The organism is Dysgonomonas mossii (genome assembly GCF_004569505.1).
GTDB lineage: Bacteria > Bacteroidota > Bacteroidia > Bacteroidales > Dysgonomonadaceae > Dysgonomonas.
Map to the genome: position 1 here is coordinate 1 of NZ_SPPK01000007.1, position 20,149 is coordinate 20,149.

The window sequence follows — 20,149 nt, forward strand, 5'->3', positions numbered from 1 at the left end:
TACCGTGTCGCCGTCAGAAACGCGCACTACCCTACCCTTTAGTCTTTTGCTGAAGAAGTATTTGAAAAAGAAAGTAGTACTAAAACCGATTTTCTCATAATGATACAAAGATAGAATTTATTCCAAATACCCTTTCAACGTTTCGATAGCCTCTTTTACCGATCGCACAACTACATGTCTATCTGATCGAATTTGATGACTTTATTAATTTTTCATTAAGCCTTAAATATTCTTTATGTTTTTGGGATATATTTTAAAACAATTTAATACATTTGAACAAGAAGTATTCAGAAGGGAAAAGCAAAGTAATTAAAAGGGCTAATTAACTTTTTAAATAATTACTTATGAAGACAAATTACATTTTTTCAGACTGGATATTCGCTTATATAAATCTAAAAGGGATACACTAACCTTTCATCCATTATTTACTTTATATATAAGAACAACTGTGCTAAATATTTAGAAATAGCAACAGAAGGGATATCTTTTTATAATCCGGAAATAACGCTTAATATTTAATATAACATGAAAGCAATTGCATTAATATTAGCAAGTGTTTTGGGCTGTGCTTTTTCTTTGTCTGCACAGCTGAACACTACCCATAATCAATACCGCGTTGGCGATATACTGGTCAAGCAGCAGGTAGAGTATGTAAACCCCGGAGAAAGCGGCACAAACAAGCTCTGGGATTTCAGTAAGCTCAAATCTGTCAACGATGAATATACTCTTACCTATTCTCTTCCCCCCTTGGAAGGAGACAGTGTATATATACTGGGTAATACCCGTTATTTAAAGAAGAATATATCAGATAATGAACTGATCGTAGGTACAGAACACAACACCATGTACTATTATCATTTAACAAATGATTCTCTCTTGCAAAGAGGACATGAGAACCCTTCGGTGGTATTGAACTATACCAGTTCCATGCTTTTGATGCATTTTCCGTTAAACTACGGACAAAGCTCTTCTTCGATTTACAAATCAAAGGGAGTTTATTCCTCTACAGTGGATATCCAGACACAAGGGACAGTGACTACGACAGCCGATGCTTACGGTAAGATGATCCTTCCTTCGGGGGATACGCTTAGTCCGGTACTCAGGGTAAAGACCTTACAAACAATCTTTGATGTGCCTCAGGAAGGTAGTTCTGTTACATCTGAAACAGACAATGCAGGTAAGCAGCTAGAAACCTGCCGTTGGTATAGCAAAGGGTATCGCTATCCAGTCTTCGAAACAATAAGGAACATTAACCTGAAAGACAGTACCGAAATCTTCAAGACTGCATTCTTCTTTCCGCCTCAGGATCATTTATATCTGGATACCGACCCCGAGAATCAGGCATTGCTCGATGAACTGTGGAAGGAGCCCCAAGATAACAACCAGAACACAGATAAAGGACAAGTCAAAACTGTCACATTGGAAGATATGATGACTTGCAGACTATATCCGAACCCGGTGGAATCATTCTTGAACATAGAATATGAATTAAAGGAAGATGCAAAAGTCTCATTTGAGTTATACTCATTAGAAGGGATGCCTGTCAAGAAGATTACCTCGAAGAACAGAGCTAAAGGCACATACTATGAAACGATAGATTGTTCGTCGCTGTATCCGAAGAACTATGTGTTGAGGATTACAGCAAACAACTTGTTTGTAAATGAAATAATAATCAAAAAGTAAATAAAATATAATGAAAAAATATATTGTACTAAAAATCCTGTTTCTTTTGACATTACTAATACATGGTCAAAATGAAATTGAGAACATAAACATATCAAGTATTGCTCCTCAATTTATATCACCACAGGTAGCCGATATTATTCGCTATGATAACACTCCCGTTTCTCTTAATTCAGGCAGACTAGATTTACAAATCCCTATATTAAACAAATTTATAGATAAAGACTTTAGCTTTCCCATTTCGTTAAGTTACAATTCCAGTGGATTTAAGCCTAGCGAACCTGAAGGAAATGTAGGACTACATTGGTCTTTAATTATGGGAGGAACGATTTACAGGGAAGTTAGAGGAATTCCTGACGATTATGATGGTACTGTGTTTGATAGAGCTCAATATTTAAAAGTTAGGGGGTTTTTACGATTAGCGAATGGATACACTACAAATACCACATCTCAATCTTTGTTTGAGAATCCTGCAAATAATATAAATCACAATTATTGGGCCAACTTCCCTTTATTAAAAGATACTGATAATATAGAGGCTTCATCTGATATATATAGATTTAGCTTTGGGAATCATTCAGGTAAGTTCATTATTGATTTTGATGGATCAATAAAATCTATAGCATACTCAGGAGGAAAGGTTAAAATTGATATATCAAGTTATTTTCTAGTAGAAAATGTTCAAAGTGATTACAATGGAAAGTCAGAAATAAGGATAACTACAGATGACGGATATGTTTACTGTTTTGGAGGTAGTTATAGTGCTACAGAATATGCAGCCTTTACATGGGACGAAAGATTAACTTTCCCGAGTGGAGGAACCAATCCATCAAATCAAAACATAAATGACTTACAGAGGCATAATACAATTAGTGCTTTTTATTTATATAAGATCATTGCTCCGAATGGTCGTATCCTTAGGATTAATTATAAAAACTTAGTAGATACGACTATATCCCCCGATAGTAAAAGGACCTATCATGTTACACCTTGGGATTTGTATAACTTTTCATCTCAGAATGATAATGAAGAATTGCAAATGTGTTATCTATTAAGACAGTCAAAATATGGATACGGGAATAGTCTATTTGAAACCATGGCTTTAAATAAAATAGCATTAGTAGAGTCAGTCGAATTAGATGATAAAATAGTTAGATTTTTTCATTCACATAAGAAAAATACGATATATGAGCGAAACAGCTTCAAAGATTTTGTTTTTGGAAGAAAAACTGGAGCTCAGCTAGATTCCGTATGTTTATATCTGAAAGACAATAATAAGTTAATAAAAATAGAATCAACAAATTTAGACTATGTCCAGATTGGAAGAAGGCAATTTTTAGAACAAATACGCAATTCTATAAATGGAAAATATAACTTCTCTTATAATCCGCAAGGCACTTATGTTAGTCCCCTTGCAATAGATTATGATCATTGGGGGTATTGGAGTGGCTCTGGAACAAATTCTAGTTTAGTTATAAATACTATATTTGATCAAGAATTGTACGACTTTCAACAAGGGAACCGACGACCGGGAACGAATGTGGAAAGTGCCGCATTGTTAAATAAAATAACTTTTCCAACAGGTGGATATAAACAATTTATATATGAACAACATGAGTGTCAATATGCACTTGAACTCGACCTTTTTACTCAAACAGTATCTATCCCTACAATGCGTTCAAGGTTTGGAACGCGAAAAGTTGGAGGGAGTAGGATAAAGCAAATCATATCCTATGATAATCTTGGGCTAAAACAAACCCAAGATTATATCTATACAATATCTCCTCTTAAAGATAGTGGTACATATATAAGTAGTGGTGAATTAATGTATGTTCCATTATACACTTTTCCATTTGATGACATAAAAAAACCTCTATTTGGTTCTTCTAGCTATGGGTTTAATGAACGGCCTTATGATACGGACCATATTCGTTATAAATCAGTATTAGAGTATAATAATCTAAAGCGAACACATCATGTAGTGCATGACGAAACTGTATATAAAGGGATTTCTCCATCAGACGATATAAGAAAAGCTACTCTGAATGTAAATACAAAGAATGTACCGCAAACATGGATCATTAATGGCTTTGGGAAAGGACAATATTATGGACAAAATGGAACAGCTTCTATTAAAATATCAGAGGCTAATACAAATAAATTAATTCAGGCTTATTATTTTTATGGTAGCACATATAATAATGGTTATACAGGAGATCCTCTTTTTGGTACAACTACACAAGATCGGCGGTTAAACCTAAATGCAAACACAGATTATAGAATTGAAATAGAATGTTATGGTCCTGCTGATATGCAAAGTGGAGCTTATGCTTCAATAAATATAACCTACAAAACAGGATATGAATATGATACAATAGAGCCTGATCAATATAAACAAACGATATTTACCTCTTATGGAAATATTTTAGAAACCTCCAATCCCGATGATTATAATAACGATAAATTATATTCTAGTGACATTATGATAAATGGTGAATGGGTCGGGAAAATTAAAGACCCAATTATAGACAATTTATACAAATCAATAACTAAAAAGGCCCAAGATCGTTCTAGAGAAAGAGGCATGATTAAAGAAGAAAGATATTATTCAAAAGACGAAAAGCTTGTTAAAAATATAGTTTATGAATATAGACCCTTAGATAATAATATTTTTTCAAATTATAATGTATATATAAATACTCCATCTTCGTTTGCAAATACAAAGCTTGGTTATTATTCACAGTTGAATAAAGAATATTTTTATCAGTTTTACTTGACATCGCAGAAAACTAAAGAGTATAGACAAAATTCTGGTATATTAGAAATAAATGAATCCTATAATTACGATACAGATGGTTATTATGTCAAGAAAAAAACAATAGTAAATAGCAATGGAACTACTATAAATGTAGATTACTCTTACCCTAGTAATAAAAGTGATATCATTTATAAAGAAATGGTAAAAGCAAATATTTTGGCACCAGTTATTGAAAAAACGATTACGACGGGTAATAGTATGCAGCAAATTATAACAGACTATCAAAAAGATCCGATAAAAACAAAGAACTTATTTTTACCAAAATCTGTAACAACTAAAATAAATACAGATAGTCGGGTTGACTTAGTATATGATTTATTTAATAGTAAAGGCAATATACAACAAATAACAGGGTTGGATGGTATATCTGTCGTTTATCTCTGGTCTTACAATTGTCAATACCCTATTGCTGAGATAAAAAATGTAACATATACCCAAATAGTGGCAGTTCTGGGGCAAACCTTAATAGACCGTGTTGCATCAGCTTCGATCCCATCTGATGCTGATTTGTTAGCCATAAATGCTTTACGTAATAATACGAGTGCTTTGAAGGATATACAAATTACCACTTATACCTATAAACCTCTAGTAGGTATGTTAACTTCTACCGATCCATCGGGTATTACTGCTTATTATGATTACGATAGCTTTGGACGATTAAAGGAGACTTACATATATAAAGACAATATCGTAAGTACAGCTAATAAACAAACTATTCAAAAGTATGACTACCATTATCAAAACCAATAAAAATAAAACGAACCATTATGAAAACGATTATAACTCTTATGTGTTTTTCACTGTCAATTATAAATGCTTTTTCCCAAGACCAAACAATAAATGGGAAATTACTTGTAAAAGATAAAATTGATATCGCTAACACTTCAACAAATACTTTGCGCTCAGTTTTTGCTCGATTAGAGGAAGGGAATACGACGGGAGATGGAACATTCTTGGGGGTACGTTCCTATGTTACTCAACCTATCAATACTAAATCATTTGCCATAGAACATAGATTTTACAACATATTAAATAACAGTATTAATTTTTACAGAGGATACACCGATACAGGAGGCTCTGTAGGCATAGCCGTGAATGATGGGCGTGAAATAGCTCGTTTTCATTCATTAGGACTCAATGCAGGCGCCGACTTTGTCTTTTCACCTGATTATCCGTTGAGGCCTTTATCGGAGATTGAATCATTTGTAAAAGAGAACAGACATTTGCCTGAAATACCATCCGAGAAACAGATGGTTGAAAATGGGTTGAATGTAAACGAGATGCAGATAAAGCTTTTACAAAAGATCGAGGAACTGACTTTATATGTCATCGAACAGAATAAGTAAAATAAAAATCAGCAAAAGCAAATAGATGAATTAAAAGAACAACTAAAAGCAGCTCAACCATGAAACAACTATTTACCATCATATCCTTTCTTCTTATCAGTCTGGAGATAACGAGTCAGGTAAGTATTACCTTGAAGACCCCGCAAACGACAGGTGGTACAGAGACAGCCTGCCAAACAATCAGCCTTTTGCCCGGATTTAGTTTCAAAGCTACCAGCACATCGGGAGCTCTTACTTTGAGGGTGAATCCTTCGACCTGTGATCCTTATGCGGGTCAAGCTTCTTCGGTGAGTACATCTCAAAACTATATCCAGACCAAGACCTATACCACGGATGACGGCAGCCGTTACATGGAAGCCATTCAATATTTTGACGGATTGGGGCGTCCTGTACAAACCGTTTTACGGGCAATAACTCCTTTGGCAGCCGATCTTGTGACTTATCAGGAATATGATCCTTTCGGACGAGAAGACCGTTCGTGGCTTCCGGCGGTAGCTGCGGGTAATAACGGTGCTTATATGCCATTGGCTAACTATAAAACAAGTGCGATGGCTACCTACAGGAGTACCACCTATAACACCGCCTCGGATTCGGTAGCTTACAGCCGCCCTGTTTATGAAGCCTCTCCTCTGAGCCGTGTACTTGAGCAATATGCTCCGGGAGCAGACTGGCATAAAAACGGGAAAGGCGTAAAGACTGAATACCTTACCAATGGAACAGGTGCGGACGATAATGGAGCTCTGTCTTGTCGTAAATATTCCATTATCGGATCAGAGCTGACCACCAAACTTACCTATTCAGGTGGAGTATACGATCCGGCTCAGCTGTATGTCACGCGCATGACTGATGAGAACGGCAATAAAGTCTATGAATTTAAGGATAAACTTGGCCAGATCTTATTAACCAGATCGATTAATGTACTAGCTGACAAAACGATTCAGCACCTGAATACTCTGTATGTCTATGATGATTTTGGCAACTTGTGTTATGTCATTCCTCCCGAAGGCTTTGATAAGATAAAAGATTATTCGGACAACAGTACTGAAATGAAACAATATGCTTACATCTATAAATATGACAGTCGTAACCGATGTATATTGAAACGTCTTCCCGGATGCGAGCCGATATACTATGTTTACGACAAGGCCGATCGTCTGATCTTTACGCAAGACGGTGAGCAGCGGGCAAAGACCTCATCTCCCGAGTGGACTTTTAATAAATACGATGCTTTCGGCCGGTTGATTATATCGGGGATATATCCATCCCCTGCATCACATGCAAGTCTAATTACTAAATGTAAAGATATTGTTGTAACAGAAAAAATAGATCCGAATAAATATTATGGATATACATGGAATATTTTACCTGAAGTAGTCTACACAGGCTCTATGATAATTAATTATTATGATGCATATGATGCATTTCCCAACAATACCCAAATCAACTATAGGGAATTACTCAAATATACAGAAAAGAGCGGATACGGGCAGAGGTATATTAACAATGGTCTGCAATTAAATACACCCAAAGGACAACTGACAGCAACACGGGCAAGAAGCCTCATGCCTGATGGAAGTATGGAGGTTGGTACTGTCTCGATGTTATACTATGATAACCGTGGTCGTTTAATTCAAACTAAATCGGCAAATCATTTGGGTGGAGTAGACGAAGAATATATCGCCTATAACTTTACCGGTCAGCCTACGAAGAAAATGCATGTACATACTAAGGATGCCAATGGAGGAGGAAAACAAACAGAGCTCTATACTTATACTTATGATCATGCCGGAAGATTGCTGACCACAACCCACCAATTGACCGACGGTACAACGGCAAGGCCACAGATCACTCTAGCCGATAATACCTATGACGAGTTGGGCAGGCTTAAATACAACCAAAAGGGCGGTCTCGCTTCATCCAAAACAACTTACGGTTACAACATCCGTTCGTGGACAAAATCGATCACCAGCCCGTTGTTTAGCCAGACATTGTATTACAACGAGTCATACGGCGGCAGCAAAGCTCAATACAATGGGAATATATCTGCGATGAGTTGGAAACAAAACAATGAGTCTAATACTCGCGGTTATACTTTTGCTTATGACGACCTGTCAAGGTTGCTGTCTACTGCCTACTTGAAGGATGGGGTTAAACAGAATCATGATACAGAAAAAGGAGCGACCCCTATTTATCAGACAGCATATAGCTATGATAAGCATGGCAATATTAAAACCTTGCAACGCTACGGAAAGACAACAGCTAGTGCATATGGGCTGGTTGATAACATGACACTGACTTATGCGGGCAACCAGATGGTTAACGTATTGGATGGCATACAGAACTTTGCTTATGCCCCGTCGGCAGACTTTAAGGATGTGCCCAATGCTCCGGGTATTGTGGAATACACTTACAACAAGAATGGTGCGATGAACAAAGATTTGAATAAAGGGATAACTGAAATTCAGTATAATTCATTAAATTTACCCTCTCAGATGGTTATAAACAGTTCAACAGCGAAGGCCAAGAACTATTATACCTACTCAGCCTCAGGAGTGAAGTTGAGAACCGAACAGAGATATGATCCGACATTAAATCAAACGCCTATAGGAACTACTACACCTGCCAACGATGGGTTGACACATTATAAGAATACCGATTATGTAGGAAATATTATTTATGAGACGGAGGGGAATTCGGCCGGGGTTGTATCAAAGACGCGCATACTGGTTGACGGAGGATATATAGAAGGAGGGGTGTATCATTACTATATGACAGACCATTTGGGAAATAATCGTGTGGTAGTCAATGCAAGCGGTACGGTAACCCAAAGAAGCCATTACTATCCGTTCGGAACAGCTTTTGCTGAAAACACTGTAGATGAACAGAAGCAGCAGCCGTACAAATACAATGGTAAGGAGCTGGATCAGATGCATGGATTGAACCTGTATGACTACTCGGCAAGGTATTATGAAAGTGCTATAGGAAGATTTACAAGTGTCGATCCGTTGGCCGAAAAGTATTATTCGATTAGCCCCTATACGTATGTAAAAAATAATCCGTTGAAATATACTGATCCAACAGGAATGTATGTTTCCGAGGAAAGTGTTGGAGCATGGCTTAATGCAGCTTTTAGAACTTATACACTTTTAGAAATATATCAGAGAAATAATACTAATGGACAATATGATCAAGCAATTTCATATTTGCAGTTAACATCATCCAATTTAGAAAAAATATGGAACAGTGAAAATAGGTATGAAATTACACAATTAGAATTAGGGTCAATTGGAGGATTTTCATACGATAAAGAAAAAAATACATTCAAAATAGAGTATCTTGGAGGATTTGATGATGACAATCTATATCATGAAATTACTCATGGAGGTCAATATGAAAATGGTACATTAGGATTTATGTATGTTCAAGATAGTAATGGGAAAATACGTGCTGTACCTTTTACTGGGGTAAATTCAGAAATAGAAGCATATCGGGTTAGTCATGTTTATGCAAAAATAACATCAAATAAAAATATAGAAGATATTAATACAAATTATGTTAGAAGTATACAAGTAAATGGGAATGATATATATCCAGTGAACATGAATGCTTCATTAGGGCATTATCTTGATGGTGAATCTCAATATTGGACAATTCGATTAGGGTTATCTCCAATCGGATCCGATAAGACTCAGTCTATTGTAGTAGGTGAACACCCTAATGATTTTGTAAAGTTAAATCAACTTCCGTTTATGAAATGGAATAAATGAGAAAATTATGAAAAACATATTAATATTCTTATTCATTTTATTATTTTATTCATGTAAAACTATCAAAAATAATTCGTTAATAGAGACAAATACTTATGTCTATGATAAAAATATTTCTTCTGATACTAATGAAAAATTAATAATAATACTTAATTTAAGTGTTAATAATACTTTTTCTATTTCAGAATCAGGTACGATTTCTCCATTAAAATATGATGGCAACTGGAAATATATAAACGAGAATACAATATTATTAGAATGTAATAAAATGAAAATCCTCTCTACAGAAGATGATTTTCCTGTCCCTTACTTTTTTGTAGAAATACTTAATAAAAAAAAGATTAAGTTATATAAGAATGGCAATAAAAAAGCTTTTATTTTAAAAAAACAAGAATAATCAAATAACAGAGTTGAAATACAAATTCTCCCGTCCCTGCGGATTTGCAATTCGAAGATTAATAGTAATCACTATATTTATTTGATATAAACTAATCCAGCCAATGATAATATTGGCTGGATTAGTTATCTATATATGACTTAAGGGAATAAAAAGGTGACAGAGAAATATATGCAAAAAGCTGTTACTTTTACATACGCTTCGCTCCTGTGATCGTTGGTTGTCACTTTTTCATTAAGTTTGTTATTAGCTATAGAGATAGCCAGTGATTGACGGAGGGGTGTATCATTACTATATGACTGACCATTTGAGTAACAACCGTGTGGTGGTGAATGCCAGTGGAGCGGTAACCCAAAGAGACCATTGCTATCCGTTCGGTACAGCTTTTGCTGAAAACACTACAGATGAACAGAAGAAACAGCCGTACAAATACAATGGCAAGGAGCTGGATCAGATGCACAGCTTGAACCTGTATGACTACTCGGCAAGGTATTATGAAAGTGCGGTGGGGAGGTTTACAACGGTAGATCTGTTGGCGGAGAAGTATTATTCGATATCGCCGTATGCGTATTGTGCGAATAATCCGATGCGATTTACTGACCCGACAGGGATGGTTATAGATTCAACCTATATAGAGCAATGGAATAATGAAAGACAATCCATATTATCTCAATTAAGCACACTTATAAGTAATAATGTTGATGGCGTTAATGATGCTTGTATAGCTAGTCTTCAAGGTACTCTTAGGACTATGAGACTTGCAGAAAAAAGCAGTCAATTATATAAGTTAGGAGGTATAGATGGTAATCTAGGAGGGGGCGTTTATGATCCAAATTCGGGGGCAGTAGTAATTAATTATGGGAATACAGCTAATTTTGTACATGAAGTAACACATGTAGGTCAGTTTGAAAGAGGGGAAATTGCTTTTAGTAGTCAAGGAGGAACGTTAGCTGCAGATGTTTTTGATGAAATAACAGCTTATAAATCTCAGTATAATTATGACCCGAGCTCTGTATCTGAACTTCCATCAACATCAATAATATCCAATATAAATGATATTACATCTTCATGGGTTCAAGGTCTAGATGGAGGAACGTTATATGTTCCTGGCGGGAGAGCAAATACAGGCATATCTCCACTAAATATCAATTCTACAAAATATGATTTTATTAAATCACACGGAATACATGGTATCCAAGGGTTTAAAGACATGATTATAGGAGTTCCATTAAGAAATTATTCAGGGGTTTATTATAAAAAATAGATATGAAGCAGTTGAAATATATTTTAGTTACAATACTAATAACTTTTATGTCGTGTCAATCAACAAAATTTCATAAAAAAGATTTTGTAGGCAAGTATAAATATAAAACAAATAAATTATCTTACAATTTTGATTATAAGTTAGAATTGAATGCTGATACAACATTCTATTTACAAATTAGTAATCAGAGTTGTATTGGAAAATGGAGATTTTTATCTAAAAATAAGGTTATGCTGAAATGTGATGATGTGGATACTATGGATGCCCTTTCATCGGGCTATCTTTCTCAAAGAGAATACACTATAAAACTATTAAATGACAATAATTTTGAGCTGACCATATACAATCCATATTTACCATCTATCCCATTATTAAACCAACCTGGTAAAAAAGAAAAAGTTCCTTTAAAGAGAGGTAACTGAAATAACAACCGAACCTATTGACCAGACAAGAGTATGTTTTGACCCAGTTAATGAAAAAGCAGCACAGAAACTGCCGTCTCTTCGGATTTGTAATCCGAAGATTAATAATGTAAAGATTTATAATCCATTATAATTAAATCCTGCCAATGTCATCATTGGCAGGATTATTTATCTATATATGATCTTAAGAAAAAGTGACAGAGAAATATATACAAAAAGCTGTTACTTTTGTCACCTTTTTAGTTAAGTTTGTTCTTGGCTATAGAGATAGCCAGTGATTGATGGTGGATATATAGAAGGAAACGTATATCATTATTATCTGACAGATCATTTGGGTAATAATCGTGTGGTAGTGAATGCAAGCGGAACGGTAATCCCCAAAAAACATCACTATCCGTTCGGAACAGCCTTTGCAGAAAATACTGTAGATGAACAGAAGCAGCAGCCGTATAAGTACAATGGCAAGGAACTTGATCAAATGCACGGTTTGAACCTTTATGATTATTCGGCAAGGTATTATGAAAGTGCTGTGGGAAGATTTACGAGTGTGGATCCACATGCAGAGAATTACTATAGTTGGAGCCTGTACGCATATTGTGCGAATAATTCGATGCGATTTACTGACCCGACAGGGATGGATTGGTATCAGGATGACAAAGGTAATGTCATGTGGCAAGAAGGGAATAACAAAACCGTCAAAAAAACACATTCTGACGAAAATGGAAATATAACTATAACTTATAAAAATATAGGAACAAGCTACAATCAAAGGATTGACAATTATACTTTTTTCCAGTTTGATCAAAATCCCTCATCTGTTTATTATTTACCAGAAGATTTCCAGAATGGGGATTTTGCAAGAAATGCTCAAATAAGCCAGTCTCCGTATACACAAGGTGGGGCTGATGCTATAGGATGGAGTTTCAGCATGGATGGAAGTTTAAGTGCAAGTGTAGGAGGAGATATTATTCAGTATGTAACTTTCCAAACAGGACCAAATTATGAGGAAACATATGCCTACCAAACATCGAAGATAGGAGGAGGTTCAGAGACTTTCGGTGCTGGTGCTGGATTATCCGTTACGGCATACTATTACTGGAGAGGAGATAAATCTAATTTCCGTTCTGAGACATTACTTGGAAAAGGTGTTGAGGTAGCGGGTTCTATTTCTGCAAGACAGGTTTATATATCGGGGGCATGGGGAATAAGTCAACGAGATGAGAATGGTATAAGTACATTGAGTAATATCGATGGAATAGGTGTTACAAAAAGTCTTTTACGAATTGGATTATCAGTAAGAAAAACAAATACCACAGGAGGGGTAAAAGTGAAATGAAATATCTGTATATACTTATAATAATTTTATCGATTTCTTGTATCGATTTTAATAAAAAAGAAAGAATGGAGATAAAACGATTGATAGAAGAATTTCCACATATACCAAGAGACAGCACTTTTAAAGGTGTTGTAGATACTACATTTATGTCTACTTTAGTTTATAGAGCAAGTCTTTATATTGTTTTAAAAGATGGTGAAAAATTCAGTACATCCGCTACATCTATGCCTAAAGATGTATTTGGGCGATGGGAAATTCCCAGTTATGCACTAATAGATTTTTTACAGAAAGGAGATACTATCTATAAGCCAAAAGATAAGGATTCTTTATATGTATTGAAATACAATTTAAGATTTGGCTATCATCTGATAACAAAAGAATTTTCGGACTCTGTTCATAATATGAGATGGTAAACCCTCATCCCTTCGGATTTGCAATACGAAAATTTATTAATTAAGGATTCGGAATCCACAATAAACTAATCCTGCTAATGTTATTATTGGCAGGATTATTTATCTATAGTGATCTTAAGGGAATAAACAAAGTGACAGAGAAATATATACAAAAAGCTGTTACTTTTGTCACTTTTTCGTTAAGTTTGTTCTTGGCTATAGAGATAGCCAGTGATTCACGGAGGATATATAGAAGGAGGAGTTTATCATTACTATATGACTGACCATTTGGGTTACAACCGTGTGGTGGTGAATGCCAGTGGAACGGTAACCCAAAGGAACCATTGCTATCCGTTCGGTACAGCTTTTGCTGAAAGCACTACAGATGAACAGAAGAAACAGCCGTACAAATACAATGGCAAGGAACTGGATCAGATGCACGGATTGAACCTATACGACTTTCGGCAAGGTATTATGAAAGCGCAGTGGGGAGGTTTACGAGTGTTGATCCATTGGCGGAAAAGTATTATAATATTAGTCCGTATACGTATGTGGCGAATAACCCTTTAAAATATGTGGATCCTACAGGAAAGGAATTGGAAGACCCTATTGTTTGGTTTCTTCCATCAGAGAAAAATGCAAAGAGTATGCCTCCTAAGCATATTGAATATAAAAGAGGAGATAATAGATTTTATGTGTTTGGGCATGGAACACCGACTTCGATTTATAATAAAGGTACAAGATTGGGAAATCCTAAAAGTATTAATGAAGCTTTAAGTAAAGAAAGCCCAGCATGGAAAAAAGAGAACCAGTGACCTTATATTTATATACATGCAATTCAGCAACAGAAGGAGATTTTGTTTCAGGTAGCTGAGAAAATGTCCATATAAGAAAGGGTACGAATAATCCCATAGCGAAACAAATATTAAAAGAGTATCCAAATGTTATTGTTGTTGGCTTTGATGGACAATATGTATATGAAGTGGAATCTGGAGAAACAACAGGAGTTTTAAATGAGAATGACGATGGAGGTATTGTCATTTATAAGAATGGAAAAGAAATAGCGAAAATACCATATCCTGAAAAGTTTACAAAAGAAGAAAAGAAAAAATAGAAGAAGAAAGAAAAATCAAAATAAAAGTTTATGAAATTGTATTTTATTATTATAACATTATCATTTTTATTAGTTTCATGTAATGAAAAGGAAAAAATATCAGCTTCTGATTTTCCGAAAATGAGTGATAAAGATCATATTGACTTGATAGATAAAGCTATAAATTTAAATGATACAAATGCATATTTAAAGCTGACGCAATATCATGGAATATATGGGAACATGGATGAAATTCTATTTGTTGCTTTAGAAATGGCAAATAAGAATCGTTATTCACAAGCGTATTATGATGTCTACTGGATTTTGACTCATTTTGAGGGTTATAATTGGATTGAGAAATTAGATGATAAAACTAAATGCTTAGCATTATACTACTTATTAAAATCATATGAATCAAATTTAGAAAATAGTAAATATGATATAGAAAAAATATTTCCAGATACTATTCCTAAGTCAACTTGTTATTTGATAGAAATGTCAAAAGAATAATTTATCGTCTCTTCGGATTTTAAATCCGAAGACTTATTATTAAGGATTTACAATTCCCTATAAAATTCTATCCTACCAATATCATCATTGGCAGGATTATTTATCTTATCATACTAATCTCAAAATCAATATACTCCTTTCCTGCTTTACAATTTCTGTTTCAACAATAGCCTTTCTTATAAGTTTGTCGTTGAAGCCGTATTTCTTGCTTAAGATGTCTTGAGTCGGTATTATCGGATTATCCAATCGGAAAGGGAGTTGCTAAATCCGAATTTGAAGAGTATCTCATAAGGAGATTCAGGTATCTTTATTTTTACAAACACCCTTCAATCAATTGTTGCAGATTCAATACCCCCTTATATTAAACTTCTTTGAAAACAATATCTCTATTATAATGATTATCGAGAATTAAAATAAGACAATGGAGGCATTGTATATCTTTGTACTCTTCTTTTTCTATCTTATAATTAATGAAGCGCCTATATAATGATAAAACTCTCCAGAACGTGCCTGTAACTTCTGCCAATAGGAATTATTTCTTTACCTACCTTTATAGCATTGCCTACCAAACCTGTTACTTGCTTAAGATTAACCATATACGAACGGTGAACCCTGGGAATAAAAGGACATTTCATTTTTTGTTCTATCTGTCCTAATGTTAGGGAAGATAAGTGTTCTTTAGTTTGATTGCAAAAGACAACGGTTGTATAACTGCCTTCGGCTTTCAGATAAAGAATCTGGTCGAAAGGTATATACTTCACAGTTTTACCAGTACGTACAAACAAAGCAGGAATAATATATAAAACTTCATTGTCAATATTTCTCATAATCAGTATTAGTTATATTAAGAAATAGAGCGATATTGACCATTTAAAAAGGATCTCAAAAAAGATCCTTACAAATGATTATCCCATAATCAGCCAATTAGAACACTGTTTCATTATATAGAACCACTCTCTGATTACTATATTCTACACATCTAACCCAGATGAAAAATCATTTTCGACTGTATTAGCATGGATGGGTACTTACGCAAATCTGGATAGAATCGAAACAAAATATAAGTATTAGAACAATTTTTTTTGGTCATTTGTTAATTAAAAAGATAAAGAAATATAAATTTCTCAAAAAACAGTCTATAAGAAAAGAAAGTTAAGAAATGTACAGTGATAATTCTATAGATAAATAGATAAACACCGGTTGTATTTGAAGTAAGAGTCAATAATTTGACATGAGGGCTACTTCTATTACAACCGATGCCACATGTTCACATTACATTATTATTAGTCTCAAACAAATTACACCCTTAAGACTCTAATTATAAAAATATTATCGTAATGTATTAATGATTTTTGTTGTAAATTTATCAGGAAAAGTCAAAGCTTCGAGATAAAGCTGAGATAGCGTTTCCTCATTAAAAGGGTCTCCACCTAGCCCATGATCTTCAACATTTCTGAAAATTTGCAAATTTGGATTAGAGTTCATTCTTTCCCCAAGAGCTTTATATCCCCGAAAGAAGTATGTGGAAATTTTCCTACGCCATCTTACTCGCATATCATCATTCAGATCTACGTCCTGAGGAAAATTCCAAAAGTCACCTCGTCCCAAATGAGTAGCTGTTGCCGGCATTCCATTTGCACTCATAAAGATACTACATGGTATACATGAAGCCACCTTTGTTGTTCCCGGGCCCAGAGAATACTCGATATGAGCTTGTTCTTGTTCAAGATTTGGATATGACAGCATTGCTTGTATCATACCATGAACACAACCAAAAAGATGATCTCTCTGCATCCCTCCCCGAGGTGTTAGTTCGCTCGGAACATAAATAATATTAGCTGGCTGCGCTCTTTGTGCTCTAGCAACGCTGTTCGAAGCATTCATAACTTCTACTGCGATTCCATCATATTCTTGATAAACATCATCGGTGACATTCATTCTGTATGAAGGCATATAAATTGAGAGCCTAGAAGGTCCTATTATATTAAAGCCTCCCATACGTATAAATCCGCCGATGTATGCACCACGAGGTTTAGTTATATTTGCATCTGCCTCCATTGCATCCCAAAATGCTTCTGTTTGATCATATGCATTGATAATGGTCGTATCATGTATTTGATCCTGATTAAGTGGTTTTGCTAAAATATAAGGTTGATAACGAGCCGGAACCGTTGGAATGAATTTTACATTAACTCCAGCATCTCTTAATATCAAGTGACGGAATTCTTCATGTTCTCGCATAACCTCCTGTTGCTGCTGTTGATTTCCGCTCAATTCGTATTCGAAATCTGTACATAAACCATCATCTACATTTCTAATTTGTGCTTGATCTTCAATGAAGCCTATTGTAATTATTGTACATAAGGCATCAGCTGTCGTTTTAGTTAATGGACGAATTGACATAAGCTTAACTTTTAATGATTAATAATTCTTTAATATTACTTGGCTTTTCTGATTCTTATATATCTTACTTCTTCCAAAGAAGGTTCAACTCTATACAGTTTTCTTCTTCTTTAATATCTTGTAATTCAAAACCTGCGGTTCTCCCATCCCATATAAGGGGAGGCAAAAACATCGTCTTATTATCTTGTCCTGGAAAAGGAATATATCGGTAATCTATCATAGAATAGAAGCCTGAACGTATCAGTTGATAATAGGGATGGGAAGACTTCGTATTAACCATATTCATATCCCACGCTTCTTCATCGGACATATCTACATGATAAATCAATAGTCCTGTTCCAGGTAAATATCGATCCCATCCTTCAGCCTGACGATTCTCAAAATAAAAATATTCTTTCGTATCAGGTATTACGATCTTAAAAGCACATAATATGGGTGTTGCGGACGAGTAAGAGCTTACCGGATTTAACTTTATAGAAACAATCGTATCAATCGGTTCAAGAACAGGAATATTCATCCATTGAGCATATTCTTTTTCAAAAGCCGAATATCCCGCAGGACAACGCCCCTTATCGAGATAGTTACCTCTGTCCATAATACTCATACTTCCTAAAGTAAGACCACTACCAGACGATGTGTTATAAAAATCGGGTAGTCCAAGTACATGGCTAAATTCATGACAAAAAGTACCAATAGTGGCCATTAGAGGATCTGGATCATGATCCTTTCCGATGTACTCGGATGAACATGCATAGCGTCCTATAGTCTTATTGGATATGGTCAAACATGAATCTATAATATTTCCGGCATGTGCCCATATATATTCCCTCTTGTTTGGATTTTCATTCTCACAATACGAAGCAAAAAATATATATACCATATCTACCAACATATCATTATTACTGTCGTATTTAGAAAAATCAATCTCGGTTGAAGCTTGTAAACAAGCTTCAATTACCATCTCTGCCGCATGAATTTCTTCTTGGTTATCACCGTTTTGACCATAATATGCCATCGGTTTTGGTAACCGAATAGGTCCTATAACATTAAAATGGGGAAAAAACAGGCTGTCAGAATTTGTTATAAAATAATCTCTTACACTCCCTTTAGCTCCCTGATAATTATAACCTTCAGCATTTAACAGAGAGCTAAAGCTCTCCTTAGGTACGGGTATAGTAAAATGAGTATCAGAAAATTCGACAAGTATAACTAATCCGTTAAATTCGCCTATTGAATTTATCTTCTGTGCTTTCAGAGATGTTACAGGATATATACTATCATCATAACAGACTGGTATTTCATGAGCCAATCCAATGGACATCAATAAAGCAATAAAAAGACTGTAAATTTTAACCATAATGGAATTATTTTTATAAATCCTCTTCTATCTTTTTCTTTCTATAAAAAAGATAAAAGAGGATTCGCTGATTTATTCCTTCTTTGAGGTTAATTGGTTGGTCTATTATCCTCAAATTTGATTGGGATATCTCCAGCCTTGGTTGGTTTACCTAATGTTTGCAAATAAGCTTCCTTATCGTCCTCAGGCGTATTTGCCCTTTGTTGGCTGAGAGTTCCTTTTTTCACAGAGCGTTCTACAAACGTATTGTAAACATCGGCGGCAGCTTCGATTGCCGCTGATAATTCTTTCATCGTCATTTTACTGGCATCAAATTGTCCTTGGTACAGATAAAGGAAAGTTCCTAGATCGATGCGATTAACATCAATTACCGATTTAGTAGCTACTACGGCAACTACACGTTCCATTTTTGTTGTAATGGATTTAGCTGTTACGCTTTGGTACCAAGCCTTCATATCCACTCTAACCGGAGATAATCCATCAGTAGCTACATAATACATTTCGATCGTATCAGACGACGCTTCTCCCTCTCCTAAAAAAATATTAAGAGCACTGCTGGCTAGATTACCAATGCCATTGATTATATTCTGCTTATCACCACTCAGAAATGCGGTGAGGCTGGAAGTAACTACATTGCCTATATTTCCGGCTTCACTCGACGAAAACGCACGAACTTCTTTTTTACTACCTACCATATATGTGATAGGAACCGTCTTGTTACTTTTTTCTTCACCGGCAGTAAGAAGGCTTTTCTCAATATCTCTAATAAAAACATCGGCTTTCGCACTTCCTAACTGTTCCAGGGCTTTTACAGCTTCTTTTTGCTCTTCGAATTTTGCATCCGCGGAGTCAAAACTTTTGATTGCATCTTTGATTATTGACATAATTCTTCAGATTTTAAATTAGTAATAAATAGGGACTTATAAATATACCGAAGCATATCATTGTTTTAGTTTCTAATCATCAGTTCTTTATACTATAATCTCCTATCCTATTAAGGATTAAATTTGTCAGTATCTATATTTATTATACCACAAACGTATAGTAGCTTTTATCCAAATGAAAAATAATATTGATGAATAACGGATTTACCTAATAAACGGATAGATAATAGGCATGAATAAAAAATGAGTTATACTGTTGAACGCTGCAACAATGTTTAGATTTAAAAGTTTCGGAATTTATGAGATTTACATAGATTAAACTCTATCGACTTTGGCTATGCGAATCATACCGAAGTATAATTAAAGGGTATTATAAACATTCCCTGCTCTGTAGTTCTTCGAATATCTTTGAATAATCTCAAGGTCAGCTACCTCAAAAATAAGAATAAAAAATAATAAATATTATCTTTGGGTACA

General features: G+C 34.9%; 17 protein-coding genes. 13 read left to right on the forward strand and 4 right to left on the reverse strand.

Going from position 1 to position 20,149, the window contains the following annotated elements; all coding sequences use genetic code 11:
* Positions 1–525: 525 nt before the first annotated feature.
* From E4T88_RS15860 to E4T88_RS15910, 13 genes are all read left to right on the forward strand, one after another.
* Positions 526–1,683: a T9SS type A sorting domain-containing protein gene (locus tag E4T88_RS15860; RefSeq protein ID WP_135107150.1), complete on the forward strand. Its 1,158-nt coding sequence runs from the start codon at positions 526–528 to the stop codon at positions 1,681–1,683.
* A 10-nt stretch (positions 1,684–1,693) separates the two neighbouring features.
* Positions 1,694–5,251: a hypothetical protein gene (locus E4T88_RS15865; RefSeq protein ID WP_135107152.1), complete on the forward strand. Its 3,558-nt coding sequence runs from the start codon at positions 1,694–1,696 to the stop codon at positions 5,249–5,251.
* A 17-nt stretch (positions 5,252–5,268) separates the two neighbouring features.
* A complete protein-coding gene (locus tag E4T88_RS15870; RefSeq protein ID WP_228093977.1) occupies positions 5,269–5,847 on the forward strand; it encodes a hypothetical protein in 579 nt (192 codons plus the stop codon).
* Between the two features lie 59 nt (positions 5,848–5,906).
* The gene (locus tag E4T88_RS15875; RefSeq protein WP_135107154.1) at positions 5,907–9,614 is read left to right on the forward strand and encodes a DUF6443 domain-containing protein; all 3,708 of its coding nucleotides are present in this window, start codon (positions 5,907–5,909) and stop codon (positions 9,612–9,614) included.
* A 7-nt stretch (positions 9,615–9,621) separates the two neighbouring features.
* Entirely contained in the window at positions 9,622–10,011 is a 390-nt protein-coding gene (locus E4T88_RS15880; RefSeq protein ID WP_135107156.1) for a hypothetical protein, read from the forward strand.
* Between the two features lie 295 nt (positions 10,012–10,306).
* Positions 10,307–11,275, forward strand: a complete 969-nt coding sequence (locus tag E4T88_RS15885) for an RHS repeat domain-containing protein (protein ID WP_135107158.1) — start codon at positions 10,307–10,309, stop codon at positions 11,273–11,275.
* 2 nt (positions 11,276–11,277) lie between these two features.
* Positions 11,278–11,697: a hypothetical protein gene (locus tag E4T88_RS15890; protein WP_135107159.1), complete on the forward strand. Its 420-nt coding sequence runs from the start codon at positions 11,278–11,280 to the stop codon at positions 11,695–11,697.
* Positions 11,698–11,971: 274 nt separating this feature from the next.
* Entirely contained in the window at positions 11,972–13,033 is a 1,062-nt protein-coding gene (locus tag E4T88_RS18770) for an RHS repeat-associated core domain-containing protein (RefSeq protein ID WP_374043290.1), read from the forward strand.
* Between the two features lie 65 nt (positions 13,034–13,098).
* Positions 13,099–13,446, forward strand: coding sequence for a hypothetical protein (locus E4T88_RS15900; RefSeq protein WP_135107161.1), 348 nt, complete (start codon positions 13,099–13,101; stop codon positions 13,444–13,446).
* 210 nt (positions 13,447–13,656) lie between these two features.
* The gene (locus E4T88_RS15905) at positions 13,657–13,995 is read left to right on the forward strand and encodes a hypothetical protein (protein WP_260393718.1); all 339 of its coding nucleotides are present in this window, start codon (positions 13,657–13,659) and stop codon (positions 13,993–13,995) included.
* Positions 13,878–14,240: an RHS repeat domain-containing protein gene (locus tag E4T88_RS18115; RefSeq protein WP_260393722.1), complete on the forward strand. Its 363-nt coding sequence runs from the start codon at positions 13,878–13,880 to the stop codon at positions 14,238–14,240. Before E4T88_RS15905 ends, E4T88_RS18115 begins: the two co-directional genes overlap by 118 nt.
* Positions 14,241–14,407: 167 nt before the next feature.
* A complete protein-coding gene (locus E4T88_RS18310) occupies positions 14,408–14,539 on the forward strand; it encodes a hypothetical protein (RefSeq protein WP_260393719.1) in 132 nt (43 codons plus the stop codon).
* A gap of 30 nt (positions 14,540–14,569) precedes the next feature.
* On the forward strand, positions 14,570–15,028 hold the full coding sequence (locus E4T88_RS15910) for a hypothetical protein (RefSeq protein ID WP_135107163.1): 459 nt from the start codon (positions 14,570–14,572) through the stop codon (positions 15,026–15,028).
* 479 nt (positions 15,029–15,507) lie between these two features.
* On the opposite strand, the gene E4T88_RS15920 is transcribed toward E4T88_RS15910, so the two are convergent.
* The 4 genes from E4T88_RS15920 to E4T88_RS15935 all read right to left on the reverse strand — a co-directional run bounded on the left by E4T88_RS15920 (position 15,508) and on the right by E4T88_RS15935 (position 19,672).
* Positions 15,508–15,855, reverse strand: coding sequence for a LytR/AlgR family response regulator transcription factor (locus tag E4T88_RS15920; protein WP_135107165.1), 348 nt, complete (start codon positions 15,853–15,855; stop codon positions 15,508–15,510).
* Between the two features lie 502 nt (positions 15,856–16,357).
* Positions 16,358–17,431: a hypothetical protein gene (locus tag E4T88_RS15925; RefSeq protein WP_135107167.1), complete on the reverse strand. Its 1,074-nt coding sequence runs from the start codon at positions 17,429–17,431 to the stop codon at positions 16,358–16,360.
* A 64-nt stretch (positions 17,432–17,495) separates the two neighbouring features.
* Positions 17,496–18,788 (reverse strand): M6 family metalloprotease domain-containing protein, encoded by a 1,293-nt coding sequence (locus tag E4T88_RS15930; protein WP_135107169.1) that lies wholly within the window; start codon positions 18,786–18,788, stop codon positions 17,496–17,498.
* Between the two features lie 89 nt (positions 18,789–18,877).
* Positions 18,878–19,672: a hypothetical protein gene (locus E4T88_RS15935; protein ID WP_135107171.1), complete on the reverse strand. Its 795-nt coding sequence runs from the start codon at positions 19,670–19,672 to the stop codon at positions 18,878–18,880.
* Between the last annotated feature and the right edge of the window lie 477 nt (positions 19,673–20,149).